Source organism: Phenylobacterium sp. SCN 70-31, from assembly GCF_001724605.1.
Lineage (GTDB): Bacteria > Pseudomonadota > Alphaproteobacteria > Caulobacterales > Caulobacteraceae > Phenylobacterium.
Map to the genome: position 1 here is coordinate 73,975 of NZ_MEEX01000010.1, position 12,611 is coordinate 86,585.

10 protein-coding genes are annotated in these 12,611 nt (G+C 69.4%); 4 read left to right on the forward strand and 6 right to left on the reverse strand.

The genetic code is table 11. From position 1 onward, the window contains the following. Positions 1-279 precede the first annotated feature (279 nt). Positions 280-2,595, forward strand: coding sequence for a TonB-dependent receptor (locus ABS78_RS10055; protein WP_293377996.1), 2,316 nt, complete (start codon positions 280-282; stop codon positions 2,593-2,595). Between the two features lie 78 nt (positions 2,596-2,673). Here ABS78_RS10055 and ABS78_RS10060 read toward each other — a convergent pair whose 3' ends face one another. The 4 genes from ABS78_RS10060 to ubiG all read right to left on the reverse strand — a co-directional run bounded on the left by ABS78_RS10060 (position 2,674) and on the right by ubiG (position 6,724). After that, positions 2,674-4,335, reverse strand: coding sequence for an arylsulfatase (locus ABS78_RS10060; RefSeq protein ID WP_293377999.1), 1,662 nt, complete (start codon positions 4,333-4,335; stop codon positions 2,674-2,676). 145 nt (positions 4,336-4,480) lie between these two features. Beyond that, on the reverse strand, positions 4,481-5,071 hold the full coding sequence (locus tag ABS78_RS10065) for a TetR/AcrR family transcriptional regulator (protein WP_293378002.1): 591 nt from the start codon (positions 5,069-5,071) through the stop codon (positions 4,481-4,483). Positions 5,072-5,123: 52 nt separating this feature from the next. Then, the gene (locus ABS78_RS10070) at positions 5,124-5,927 is read right to left on the reverse strand and encodes an FkbM family methyltransferase (RefSeq protein ID WP_293378005.1); all 804 of its coding nucleotides are present in this window, start codon (positions 5,925-5,927) and stop codon (positions 5,124-5,126) included. A gap of 41 nt (positions 5,928-5,968) precedes the next feature. Then, positions 5,969-6,724, reverse strand: coding sequence for a bifunctional 2-polyprenyl-6-hydroxyphenol methylase/3-demethylubiquinol 3-O-methyltransferase UbiG (gene ubiG / locus ABS78_RS10075; RefSeq protein WP_293378008.1), 756 nt, complete (start codon positions 6,722-6,724; stop codon positions 5,969-5,971). A 118-nt stretch (positions 6,725-6,842) separates the two neighbouring features. Between ubiG and ABS78_RS10080 the strand changes: the two genes are divergently transcribed. Together ABS78_RS10080 and ABS78_RS10085 are read left to right on the forward strand one after the other, a co-directional pair. Further along, positions 6,843-8,105, forward strand: coding sequence for an aspartate kinase (locus ABS78_RS10080; RefSeq protein WP_293378011.1), 1,263 nt, complete (start codon positions 6,843-6,845; stop codon positions 8,103-8,105). A gap of 13 nt (positions 8,106-8,118) precedes the next feature. Continuing rightward, complete coding sequence (locus ABS78_RS10085) at positions 8,119-8,664, forward strand: GNAT family N-acetyltransferase (RefSeq protein WP_293378014.1); 546 nt, start codon at positions 8,119-8,121, stop codon at positions 8,662-8,664. Here the strand turns inward: ABS78_RS10085 and ABS78_RS10090 are convergent. Next, entirely contained in the window at positions 8,645-10,060 is a 1,416-nt protein-coding gene (locus tag ABS78_RS10090) for an MFS transporter (protein WP_293378017.1), read from the reverse strand. The genes ABS78_RS10085 and ABS78_RS10090 overlap by 20 nt on opposite strands. A 69-nt stretch (positions 10,061-10,129) precedes the next feature. Here ABS78_RS10090 and ABS78_RS10095 point away from each other — a divergent pair, with 69 nt between their 5' ends. Continuing rightward, positions 10,130-10,759, forward strand: a complete 630-nt coding sequence (locus ABS78_RS10095) for a metalloregulator ArsR/SmtB family transcription factor (protein WP_293378020.1) — start codon at positions 10,130-10,132, stop codon at positions 10,757-10,759. Between the two features lie 3 nt (positions 10,760-10,762). On the opposite strand, the gene ABS78_RS10100 is transcribed toward ABS78_RS10095, so the two are convergent. After that, positions 10,763-12,484 (reverse strand): alpha/beta fold hydrolase, encoded by a 1,722-nt coding sequence (locus ABS78_RS10100; protein WP_293378023.1) that lies wholly within the window; start codon positions 12,482-12,484, stop codon positions 10,763-10,765. Positions 12,485-12,611: the final 127 nt, after the last annotated feature.

The window sequence follows — 12,611 nt, forward strand, 5'->3', positions numbered from 1 at the left end:
CTTCCCTCTTCTCTTGCGTCGCCACGCTAGAGGCCGACGCCGCCGGGATGAAGCCTTCGGGATCCAGAAAGCGGATTCCCACGCGCAGATACATCGCGACCACGCCTGCGCCCTTCAAAGGCGTGACCTTTCGACGACACCGCCCCGCCGCCGCGCGCCGCCGCTCCTAATTTCGATACTTTTGCGTTGACATATTTGTCGCCCCCACCGAAACCGGCGCCATAAACCAGGGAGCGGGCCATTCGACGGAACGGCCGCTCCACGCACAGGGGAGGTCACATGCGTCATGGAATCATGCCGCCGGCTACGGTCCGGCGCTCGTCGCTCTTGCTGGGCGCAGCCCTGGCGGCGGTCCTGGGAAGCCCCGCCCTGGCGCAGGGCGCGGACGACGCCACGGCCACGCTGGGCGAGCTGGTGGTCACCGCCCAGAAGCGTTCGGAACGCCTGCAGGACGTACCGGTGTCGGTGAACGTCGTCTCGGCCGAGACCCTCCAGAACAGCCACATCACCGGCCTCCAGCAGCTTCAGCAGCTTTCGCCGTCGCTCAGCTTCACGCCCTCGGCGAACACCCGCGGCCAGGGCCTTTCGGTGCGCGGCATCGGCACCCTGAACTTCTCGGACGGCGTGGAGCCTTCGGTCTCCGTCGTGGTCGACGGCGTCGTGATCGGGCGCAGCGCCGCGTCGTTCTTCGACTTCAACGACGTCGAGCGGATCGAAGTGCTGCGCGGGCCGCAGGGCATGCTGTTCGGCAAGAACGCCGCCGCGGGCGTCATCAACATCGTCACCGCGCGGCCGGACCTGAACGAGACGACCGGCCGCGCCTCGCTGAGCTACGGCACCTTCGACGAGGTGCGGGCCAAGGGCTCGGTGTCGGTTCCGATCAAGGCGGGGGAAGCCGCGGCCAGCCTGTCGGGCTTCTACAACCGCTCCGACGGCTTCATCACCAACGTCGTCGACGGCCGTGACATGAACGGCCTGAATTCATGGGGCGTGCGCGGCAAGGTCGCCTGGAGCCCGGACGAGACCTTCGACCTCTACGCCACCCTCGACTACACGCGCGCCGATCAGGACTGCTGCGTCACCACATCGCGCTCGATCCTGCCCACCACCCGCTATCTCGGACCCACCGGCCCGACCCGGGCGTCGCTGTTCGCGGGAGTCGATGTGGGTCCGTTCAGCCGCGAGTCCAACATCGACGGCCTGGCCTTCAACGACCAGAAGACCTGGGGCGCCTCGATCGAGGCCAGCAAGGACCTGGGGACGGTGATCCTCACCTCGATCACCGCGTATCGGGAGTTCAACGTCGTCGACAACAACGACGCCGACAACAGCCCCCTGAACCTGCTGAACATCAACAGCGCCGACCAGGACCAGGAGCAGTTCACCCAGGAGATCCGGATCAGTTCGCCCGCCGGCCAACGGCTGGAATACGTGGCCGGCCTGTTCTACTTCAATCAGGACGTGGCCACGACCACCGAGGTCCGCGGCAACTTCGGCCAGGTGCTGCCGGGGAACGGCTACTTCCACAACTTCATCGACCGGGCGATCCGCACCCGGAACTATGCGGTCTTCGGCCAGGCGACCCTCAATGTGACCGATCAGCTCCGCCTGATCGGGGGGCTTCGCTACACCAACGAGAAGCTGAAGGCGCGCTTCCTGCGCACGATCCCCGCGGGCGGACTGGGGGCCGTGCCGGGCCTGGGCGGGCCGGCGTTCGATGCGCCCAACCTGACCGCCAAGGACGACGACATCTCGTACAAGGCCGGCGCGCAGTACAAGGTCGACGACGACCTGATGCTCTACGCCACCTACTCGCGAGGCTATAAGGGCCAGGCCATCAACCTGCTCAACAACCTGAGCGCCGCGGTGGTGAACTCGGGCCGGCACGTGCTGCAACCCGAGAAGGTCCACAACTACGAGATGGGCCTGCGCTCGACCCCGTTCGACCGGCGGGTCACCTTCAACCTGACGGCCTTCCACACCGAGTTCCGCAACTTCCAGGCCCAGACCTACGACGCGCTCACGACCAGCTTCGCACTGTCGAACGCGGGCAAGCTGCGGTCGCGCGGCGTGGAACTGGAAAGCCAGTACAGCCCGGTCCGCGCGCTCCAGCTCTCGGCCAATGTCGCCTACGCCGACACCCGGGTCGAGAACTTCGCCCCGGCCTGCTACCCCGGCCAGACCTTGGCGCTGGGCTGCGCCGGCGGTCGGCAGGAAGTGACCGGCAGCGACCTGACCAACGCGCCCAAGTGGTCGTACACCCTGGCCGCCCGCTACCGCCATGCCCTGGAGAATGCACCGTTCGACCTGATCGCCGACGCGTCCTACAGCTATCGCTCGTCGGTGTTCTTCACCTACCGGGACCCGAACGCGCGCCAGCCGGGCTACGGCCTTCTGAACGCGAACCTCGGACTGGCCAGCCAGGACGGGCGCTACGAGATCATCGCCTTCGCCCGCAACCTGCTGGACAAGCAGTTCGTGTCGGGTACGGGCACCGGCTTCCTCGACAACAACGCCGCCGGCGCCGGCTACACCCAGACGCTCACGCCGGACGCGTTCCGCCGGGTGGGGGTGGAGGCGCGGGTCAACTTCTGACCCGCAGCCGGGACTGCAAGAAGGTGTTGGGCGGGGCCTCGGCCCCGCCCTTTTTCGTCGCCGCGGGACGGCCCGTCGTCAGTGGCTGTCGTAGTGGGCGAGGCTCTCGCAGATGCGCGCCGGCGGTTGGGTCAGGGGATGGGGCGAGTAGCGCGACCACTCCTCCTGCCAAAGGCGCTTCAGCCGCGCCAACACGTCGGGATGGCGGGCGGACACGTCACGGCTCTCGCTGAAGTCGGTCTCCAGGTCGTAGAGCGCCCAGCGGTCGTCCTCGAACGGCTGGCCGCACGGGTGCGTCGCCACCGCGCGCCAACGGCCCGAACGAATGGCGCGGCTGCCGCGCAGCTCGAAATACTGGGTGTCGCGCGGGTCCGGCGCGCGCGGGTCGGTGAAGCTGGCTGAGAACGAACGGCCCGCGACGGGCGTCTGGGTGCGGCCGCCCGCCTCTCCGGCGAAGGCCGTGCCGGCGGCTTCCAGAAGCGTCGGGGCCACGTCGATGACATCCAGGGCCTGGCTGCGGACCGCGCCGCCGTCGCGGATCACCGCCGGCCACGAAACGATGAGGGGCGCCCGCACGCCGCCGAGATGCGGCCACAGCTTGTAGCGCTGGAACGGCGTCGAACCGGCGAAGGCCCAGGGGCGTGGGTACTGCGACTGGTTGCCGGGAGCTCCCAGTTCGGCCAGGCGGGCCCGTTGTTCGGACGGCGGCAGCGTGTTGGGACGGTAGAGACCGTCGAAGACGCCCGCCTGGCCGGCCTCGGAGGCCGGCCCGTTGTCGGACAGCAGGACGACGATCGTGTTCTCGGCCTGCCCCGTGGCCTCCAGCGTCTCGAACAGGCGGCCGATCTGCTCGTCGGCGTGCTGCACGAAGCCGGCGTAGAGCGCCATGTGCCGGGCGAAGACGACACGCTCGTCATCGCTCAGGTCGGCCCAGGCCCGGTCGCCGGCCTCCCGCTGCGGCAGGTTCGTGTCGGCCGGGATCACCCCCATCCGCTTCATGCGCTCGAACCGTTCGGCCCGCATGGCGTCCCATCCCTTCTCGTAGGTCCCCGCATAGGCGTCGGCGTAGCGGGCCGGAACCTGGATCGGCGAATGGGCGACGCCCAGGCCCAGGTACAGGAAGAACGGCTGCTCGGGCCGGGAGGCGCGATGACCCCGGATCATATCGGTCGACCGCGACACCAGATCGGCCGACAGATGATAGTCGGCGGGCAGATCGGGGCTGATGTAGCGATCGTCTTCGACCAGCGCGGGGCGGTACTGGTCGGTCCAGCCGCGGGCGAAGCCGTAGAACCGATCGAACCCGCGCTGGAGCGGCCAGGCGTCGCCCTTGGCGGGATCGTCGAGCTGGTCCATCGGAACCAGATGCCACTTGCCGACGAGCCAGTTGGCGTAGCCCGCGCCCCTCAGGGCCTGGGCCAGGTTCTGCGCCTCGGCCGGGATATGGAACGTCCCTTCGGGATAGGGCCCGCCCCCCGGGACCGACAGGACGTCCGGGACGTCGGGCATCCGCACCGTATGGGCGTTGCGGCCGGTCATCAGCGACGCGCGCGTCGGCGAACAGACGGCCTTGGTGTCGAAGCGGTTGTACCGCAGTCCGCGCGCGGCCAGCCGGTCGATGTTGGGCGTGCGGATCTCGCCTCCGAAACACCCCAGATCCGAAAAACCCAGGTCGTCGAGCACGATCGCGACGATGTTGGGCCTGGTCCCCATCGGCCGGCGCGGCGCGGATCCCGCCATCGCCGAAGACCCCAAAGCCGAAGACCCGAGCAAGGACAGGAGTAGCTTGCGGCGGTGGATCATGAGGTGAGGCCCCTGCCTGCCGATGGATGTCGATCTGATTTCGCGCCCACCTCCAAATATGTCAACTTTAGAGTATCGTAATTCAGGGAGGTGGACTGAGCAGGCTTCGGATCAGCAGGCTGAAATCGCCGTCGCTCACCGGCCAGCGCAGAGTTTGGACGTTGCGCGCCACGCCGTTGAGAGCGTTCAGGATCAGCGCCGCCGAAAGGGCCGGCGGGCGGGACAAGCGGTCCAGCGCGGCCTGGAGTGTCGCGGTGTTTCGGGTGCGGCGCTGGAGGGCTCGGCTCTGCAAGCGTTCGTTGACCCCGGGATTGACCCGACTTTCGCTCTGGATCGCCAGCGAACACGGCCCCAGGAGGGGATGGCCGTAGAGCTGCATGAGCTTGCGTCCGAAGGCTTCGAGGTCCTGCTGCGGGTCGCCGGTGTCCTTGTATTCCGCCTCGCTCCAGACGCGGCCGTAGGCGTCCATCACGCATGCCGTGGGCGTGGGCCAGCGACGGTAGAACGTCGCCTTGGGCGCCCCGGCCTCGACACAGATCCGCTCCAGGGTCAGTCCCGAAAAGCCGTGTCGGGCCAGGACCGACAGCGCTGCGGCCTCGATCTTCTCCTGCAGGCGCGTATCGCGCGGCCGGCCCCGCCCCCGGCGTTCGGGCGTCTCGGTCGTGGAGTCCATGGGCGCGATCATAGGCGAGGTCGGCTGATCCTGGCCAATGCGGGCGCGCGCCTCACGCTCCCATCCGCGCCTTGAAGACCCCGTCGGGCAGACGGGCGGCGCGGCTGGGGTGGATGAAGAAGTAGTCCTTCCAGGGCAGGCCCTCGACCAGGGTCGTGCGCTCCTCCAGGCGGTCGCCGTTCAGGGCGAACATGCGGTAGCCCCGGTCGCGGAAGAGATCGAGCACCGCCTCCGCCGACGCGCCGAAGCGCGCCTGGAGCATCGCGGGATGGATCTCGAGCAGCACATGGGGGCAGTCCCGGTCGAGTATGGCCAGCGCGCCCATCAGGGCCTTCAGCTCGGCGCCCTCGATGTCCATGCGGATGAAGTCGACCTTGTCGATACCGTGCTCGGCGCAGAAGGCGTCCAGCGCGATGACCGGCGTCGGCTGGACGTCCATGCCCGTGTCCTCGAGGTCGGGGCGCGCGGGCCCATTGGGCCGCGTCTCGGCCACATAGGCGTAGGCCCGGCCCATGCGGCCTGAGGTCTTGCGCGGAGTGACGAGCAACAGTTCGCCCGGCGCGTCGCCCACCGCCGCGTGAATGGGCGTCACCTGATCGCGCAGACCGTGCCAGGCTATGGTCAGCTTCAGCACCTCGTAGGCGAAGGCCGAAGGCTCGAACGCCCAGATCCGCGCCTTCGGGGCCACCTGGGTCATGACGTAGGAGTGCCGACCGTCGCTGGCCCCCACATGCAGGCACACGGGCGCGCCCGACAGCAGGTCGGCGAGATAGGGCGTCTCGGGTTCGTGCTTGGCCCAGCGTCGATTGCGGCGCCAGGCGCGGAAGGCGTGGCCCAGCACGCGTAGCGAAGGCATCCAGTCTCCTCAGGCCGCCCCTCGTCCCCCGGCGGCGCGCCTCACGCGGCGTCGCGGACCACGGTCATCATGTAGTTCACGTCGGTGTCCGTCGATTCCGTCCACCGGCCCGTGAGCGGGTTGAATACGACTCCGAACGGCCCGTCCACAATGACCGGCTTCTGCGCCAGGAAGCCGCGGATTTCGTCGGGCTTGAGGAACTTGTTCCAGTCGTGGGCGCCGACCGGAAGCCAGCGCAGGACGTACTCGGCCCCGATCTTGGCGAGGGCCAACGCCTTGAGTGTGCGGTTGAGCGTGGCCACGATCATCAGTCCGCCGGGCTTAAGCAGGTCGGCGCAATCCTGGAGATACGCGGCGGGATCGGCGACATGCTCGATCACCTCCATGTTGAGGATCACGTCGAAGGGAGGCTCGCCGGCGGCCAGCAGCGCCTCGGCCGTCGCTGCGCGGTAGTCGATCGAGAGCCCCTGTTCGGCCGCATGGGCGGACGCCGTGCCGATGTTCCGCTCGGAGGCATCCACGCCCGTCACCTCGAAACCCAGGCGTGTCATGGGTTCCGACAACAGGCCGCCCCCGCACCCGATGTCGAGCAGCCGCAGCCCCTCGAACGGCCGACGCGCGGCGGGATCCCGGCCGAACCGGTAGAGGGCCTGATCCCGGATGAACGCCAGCCGCACCGGATTGAACCTGTGGAGCGGTGCGAACTTGCCGCGCGGATCCCACCATTCCGCCGCGATCCTCGAGAAGGTCTCGACCTCGGCCGGGTCGATGCTGGAGCGGGCGGCGGACGAACTCATTCGCCTATCTAGTCCCTCGCGGCCGCAAAACGAAAGATTCCGGGCGTTGCGGACACGTCCGGGCGTCGTTAGAAGGCTGCGCCTTTCGCGGCGCACAATGGGGGTTGATCGGGCCACAATGTCTCGCCTGGTGATGAAGTTCGGCGGCACGTCCGTGGCCGACCTGGAGCGCATCCGGCGCGTGGCCCGCCTCGTGGCGGCCGAGAAAGCGGCGGGCCACGACGTGGCCGTCGTGGTTTCGGCGATGGCCGGCAAGACCAACGAACTGGTGGCCTGGACCGACGGCGCCGGACCCGCGGGCGCCGGCCTGACACCGTCGGACGACGAATACGACGTGGTGGTGGCCTCGGGCGAACAGGTGACGGCCGGCCTCCTCGCCATGACGCTCCGCAACATGGGCCTGAACGCCCGGTCGTGGATGGGCTGGCAGATTCCGATCATCGCCGACGACGCCCACGGCCGGGCGCGCATCGACGACATCCCGCCCGAGAAGCTGGCGGCGGCGATGGACTCAGGCGAGATCGCCGTGATCGCGGGCTTCCAGGGCGTCACGCGCGACGGGCGGATCGCCACCCTGGGCCGCGGCGGTTCGGACACCAGCGCCGTGGCGATCGCGGCGGCGGTGGGCGGAGCGTGCGACATCTACACCGACGTGGACGGGGTCTACACCACCGATCCCCGTATCGAATCCAAGGCGAGGAAGCTGGCCAAGGTCTCCTACGAGGAGATGCTGGAGATGGCCTCGCTGGGCGCCAAGGTGCTTCAGACCCGGTCTGTCGAGCTGGCCATGGCCTATCACGTGCCGGTGCGCGTGCTGTCGAGTTTTGTGGAGCCGGGCGAAGCGCCGGGCCCAGGTTTCGAGCATTTGGGCACCATCGTGTGCGACGAGGAGGAGATCGTGGAGAAGCGGATCGTGAGCGGCGTGGCCTACAGCCGCGACGAGGCGAAGATCAGCCTCTTCGGCCTGCCCGACCATCCGGGCGTGTCGTCCTCTATCTTCGGCGCCCTGGCCGATGCGAACGTGAACGTGGACATGATCGTCCAGAGCCACGCGCGCACGGCCGACACGGCCAACATGGAGTTCACCGTCGGCAAGCGCGACGCCGCACGCGCGGTGGAGATCGTGCGGACCGTGCAGAAGGAGGTCGGCTTCGACGACGTCCAGGTGAACGAGGACGTGGCCAAGGTGTCGGTCATCGGCGTGGGCATGCGCAGCCATGCGGGCGTCGCCAAATCGATGTTCTCGGCGCTGGCGGAAAAGGGCGTGAACATCCAGGTGATCTCCACCTCGGAGATCAAGATCAGCGTGCTGATCGACGCCGCCTACACCGAGCTGGCCGTGCGCGCCCTGCACGCGGCCTACGAGCTGGACCAGCTCTGAGCTAGGCTGGGGCATGACGCCCCGCTTCGTGGACTTCCCCGACCTTTCACCCGAGCAGCGGACCGAGGCCGCGCGCGTGCTGCGGGACGCCTTCGCCGACCGACCCGAGGCGTTCGGCGACCAGGCCGAAGACGAGGTGGAGAGCTTCCTGTCCGACGAGGATCGGGCGGCCTTCGCGGCGGTCGAGGACGGGCGTGTCGTCGGCTGGATCGGGCGTGTGGCGACCTACAGCCACGCCTGGGAGCTGCATCCGCTGGCGGTGACGCCCGGCCGTCAGCGGCATGGGATCGGGGCGGCGTTGACGCGCGAGCTGGAGGCGCGGGCCAAGGCGGCGGAGGTGATCACCCTCTATCTCGGCACGGACGACGAATACGGGGGCACCAGCCTGCACGGCTCCGACCTGTACCCCGACGTGGCCGGCAAGATCGCGGGCGTCACGGCGACCGCCCGCGGCCACGCCTTCGCCTTCTACCGGCGGCTGGGCTACGAGATCGTGGGCCTGATCCCCGACGCCAACGGGCCGGGAAAGCCCGACATCCTCATGGCGAAGCGACTGTAGCCTTTTCCGTCATCCGGAACGACGCCCACAGTCCGATCAGCGCCAGCGGGATCACCGCCACGAACACCCAGACCGAGGCCGCCCTGGCGCTGGCGTCGGTGAGGCCGTGGGAGAAGCCGACGAGGTTGGCGGCCACGCCCGAGATCGCCGCGCCGGCGGCGGCTCCCGTCTGGCGCACGGCGGTGACCGCCGACGACCCGATGGCCCGGTCCTCGTCCGACAGCGCCGCCAGGACACGGCGGCTCATGAACGCCCAGGAGAAGCCGAACGCCGCGCCCAGCAGGGCCGCGCCCAGCAGCACCGCCGCGAGCGGGCCCTCCCCCATGCTCCAGGCCAGGACCAGCAGGCTGGCGACGAGGCAGACCGCGCCGAAACGGATCCAGCGCCGATCCCACGCGCCCGTCGCTCCGGCCACCGCGATGGCGGCGACCGTCCAGGCCATGGACTCCGCGCCGACCACATAGCCCGCCCAGAGCGGCGAGAAGCCCCGAAGCTGCTGCAGGATCGGCGGGCCGTAGATGGCGAACCCCATCGAGGCGGCGGTCAGGGCGAACATGGCCAGATAGCCGGAACCGCAGACGGTGCGCAGGTCGCCCGACCTGTGCGGCAACAGCCGCACCCGCGCCCGGCCGTCGATCCGCACCACGAGGACCAGGAGCGCGAGGCCGGCGGCCACCAGACCGATGGAGAGCCCAGGGCCGCCGGCCAGGTCGGCGACGGCGATGGCGGTGACACCCAGGCCCAGCACCGCCAACTGAGTCCAGGGGATGCCCGGACCGCCGTCGCCCCTCGCCGCGCCGCCCAGCAGGAACGGCGTGGCGACCGTGAACACCGCCGCCTGGAGGGCGAAGAGCCAGAACACGTCGCGCCAGTGGCCGTGTTCGACCACCACGCCGCCGAACAGCGGCCCCAGAACGGTGGCGATCCCCCAGACGAAGGTCACCGCCGCGAAGACGCGGGCCAGATGCCGCTCGGGGAACAGGAAGGCGATGGCCACCATGGCGAACCCCGAGATCCAGCCCGACCCCAGCCCCTGAACCAGCCGCCCGGCCAGGAACCAGCCGATATCGGGCGCCGCGGCGCTCATCACGCACCCCACGGCCATGATCACACCCGCGACGGCCGTCGCCGACCGCAGGCCGAACATCTCGGACAGCCGACCGGCGCTGGCGCCGGCCAGGATGGCGCCCACGAAGAACCCCGCCGTCGCCCAGGAGAAATAGGCGAAGCCGCCCAGGTCGGCGCCGACGCTGGGCAGGATGGTGGCCGTGACCAGGCTGTCGGCCGCGTTCAGCCAGACCCCCAGCATGATGAGAGCGAAGCGCGGCAGGCGTCCCTCGGCCAGCAGATCCGACCACGTGGCGGCAGGTTTGGGGGACGAAGGCGCTTCCGACATTCGACAATCTCGATGATGTCAAATTCCGCTAGACCTGCCCGGAAGATTTTGCAAGCATATGATTGTCATATGCACGCACCCGCCGACCGCATCCTCACGCACCTGAAGACCCGGGGACCATCCGAGACCCTCGCGCTGGCCGATGCGTTCGGGATCAGCCGGCAGGCGACCCTTCAGCACCTCGAACGCCTCGTCGCCGGAGGGCTCGTGACCCACGAGGACGAACGGCGCGGAGTCGGCCGGCCGCGCCGAATCTGGTCCCTCACCGAGCGCGCCCAGGCGCGGTTTCCCGACACCCACGCGCAACTGACGCTGGAGATGCTGGACGCGCTGCGGGCCGAGTTCGGCGAACAGGGCCTGGAGCGGCTCATCCTGCGCCGCGAACAGACCACGACGGACGCCTATATCCAGGCGATGGCTGACGTCGACACCCTGGCGGCGCGGGTCGCGCGCCTGGCCGAGATTCGGACGGCGGAAGGCTACATGGCCGACTGGTCGCCCGACCCTGGCGGCGGCTTCCGCCTCGTGGAGAACCACTGCCCCATCTGCGCGGCGGCGGCCGCCTGCCAGGGATTCTGCCGCGCCGAGCTGCAGGTCTTCCGCGACGCGCTGGGACCGGACGTGGCGATCGAACGCACCGACCACATCCTGGCCGGGGCCCGGCGATGCGCCTACCGGATCACGCCACTGTCCGGCTGAACCTCATCTCCGGGCGCTGGCCCCCGGAAGCTGCGGCTCGTAGCCCGGCTGCCAGTGGTTGGCGGTGCCCGAAGTGACGTACCAGCTGATGAACAGCGCGCAGATGAGCGCGCCGGGCGCATAGGAGTTCGTCCGGCTGTAGGTCCAGGCGGCGATGGCGCCGACGATGGCCAGGAGCGGCACGAACTGGATCGCGATCACGACGTTGAGCGGTTCGGACGGCGTGGCGAGGAGGCCTGTGAAAAACAGCGTCGCGTACTGCCACGCCACGAAGGCCAGGAAGCCAAGGCTCATCGCCGCCTTGAACCACCCGATCCGGGCCATGAACCCCTCGCCTCTCACCGCCAGCCCGCAGAGGCCGCGGAAGGCGACGAGGAAGAAGGCGCTCCAGAGGATGAAGTAGCCCGGAAGCTGCATCGCCCGCGTGGCGTCCAGGGTCTTCATCCCGACCACCCAGAACCGCGCGTCGGTCTTGAACAGGACGTAGAGCGCCAGCATCGCGGCATAGGCGATGGCCATGACCGCCAGCGCGATCAGGATCGACGCCCCCCAGCGGTTGGAGAAGACGGCGCGGCGACGCAGGATCAGGCCGACGATCCAGCCGATGGCCGCCGTGCCGAGCGCCCAGACGGCGAGCTGATTCTGGACCCACTGCGGAAAGGCGGGGTTCGGGAAGAACGCCTGCCCCAGCTTCATCAGCGGCAGGTAGGTGATGGCGGGGACGGCGGCCGTCGCCGCCAGCGCCAGCCACCACCGCCCGTCGCGCCGTTCGGCGACGGGCTCGGCGACGTGATTCAGCCGCGCGAAGGGCCGCCAGGCGAGCAGGAGATCGAAGCTCGCCAGGATCAGCCAGACCAGGCCCGCGAGGCTGGCGAGCGTGCCGACCTCCTTCCAGATCCAGACCTGTTCGTACGGCGGCCTGGCGTCGGGCGTGGGCAGCGTGCGCTGGAACCAGTCGACGGCCGCGCCCACGGCGGAATTGGAGAAGTGCTCCCAGGGATGGGTCACCTGGGGCACGGCCAGGATCCGCGCCGTCCCCTCGTCGATCGAGCCGTAGATGCGGCCGGGCTCGACGGACGCCGAGACGCCGAAGAGCGTCCGGAGCCGCTCCGAGCGGACGATCTCCGCGCCCTTCGGGACCTGCCACATCAGGCCGGCGAACTCGTCGTAGGCGCCGAAGACGACGGCCAGGTTGCGCGGCGTCTCGGGCGCCTTGGCGCCCAGAAGACCCAGGGTGGCCCCCTCCAGAACGAGGGCCCGGTAGCCGTCGGGGATTTCCACCGCGGCGGCCAGGATGGGATTGCCGCCCATCGAATGGCCCTCCATCCCGATGTTGTCGGGATCGACGTACGGCAGCCCGCGCAGATGGCGAAGCGCCGCCGGACCGCCGAAATCGGCCGTCCCCACGATGCCTCCGGACCAGCCGTGACCGGTCATGTCCATCGCCAGCACCACCAACCCCCGGCGACTGAGTTCGATGGCGAACGGGCTCTGCATCTCGCGGGTGTTGATGTAGCCGTGGCTCACCAGAACCGCCGGAGCCTGCGTCGCCGCCGTCGCGGACGCGGGCCGGTAGAGGAGGCCCGACACCGTCAGGCCATCGCCGGCCGGAATACGCACTTCGGACACCGCCACCCGGCCGCCCGACGTCTGCACCCGGTTCGCCAGGAGGCCGCCGCCCAGGATCAGCGCCCAGGCCAGGCCGAAGGCCAGCCACTTCCGCATTGCGTTTCCCCCGACCTGTCTTCGAGCGAACGATGGTCCCGGCCAAGGTAAAGCTCAAGCCCTGCCGCCGGCGACGCGATCACCGGGCCTGACAGTCCCACGCGCTGGGGTCATAGTGCCCGTGCGC

Excerpts from the sequence above, each read along its gene's own strand:
- ABS78_RS10055 (WP_293377996.1), top strand. The coding sequence starts at position 280 with ATGCGTCATGGAATCATGCCGCCGGCTACGGTCCGGCGCTCGTCGCTC.
- ABS78_RS10060 (WP_293377999.1), bottom strand. The coding sequence starts at position 4,335 with ATGGCGGGATCCGCGCCGCGCCGGCCGATGGGGACCAGGCCCAACATC.
- ABS78_RS10065 (WP_293378002.1), bottom strand. The coding sequence starts at position 5,071 with ATGGACTCCACGACCGAGACGCCCGAACGCCGGGGGCGGGGCCGGCCG.
- ABS78_RS10070 (WP_293378005.1), bottom strand. The coding sequence starts at position 5,927 with ATGCCTTCGCTACGCGTGCTGGGCCACGCCTTCCGCGCCTGGCGCCGC.
- ubiG (WP_293378008.1), bottom strand. The coding sequence starts at position 6,724 with ATGAGTTCGTCCGCCGCCCGCTCCAGCATCGACCCGGCCGAGGTCGAG.
- ABS78_RS10080 (WP_293378011.1), top strand. The coding sequence starts at position 6,843 with ATGTCTCGCCTGGTGATGAAGTTCGGCGGCACGTCCGTGGCCGACCTG.
- ABS78_RS10085 (WP_293378014.1), top strand. The coding sequence starts at position 8,119 with ATGACGCCCCGCTTCGTGGACTTCCCCGACCTTTCACCCGAGCAGCGG.
- ABS78_RS10090 (WP_293378017.1), bottom strand. The coding sequence starts at position 10,060 with ATGTCGGAAGCGCCTTCGTCCCCCAAACCTGCCGCCACGTGGTCGGAT.
- ABS78_RS10095 (WP_293378020.1), top strand. The coding sequence starts at position 10,130 with ATGCACGCACCCGCCGACCGCATCCTCACGCACCTGAAGACCCGGGGA.
- ABS78_RS10100 (WP_293378023.1), bottom strand. The coding sequence starts at position 12,484 with ATGCGGAAGTGGCTGGCCTTCGGCCTGGCCTGGGCGCTGATCCTGGGC.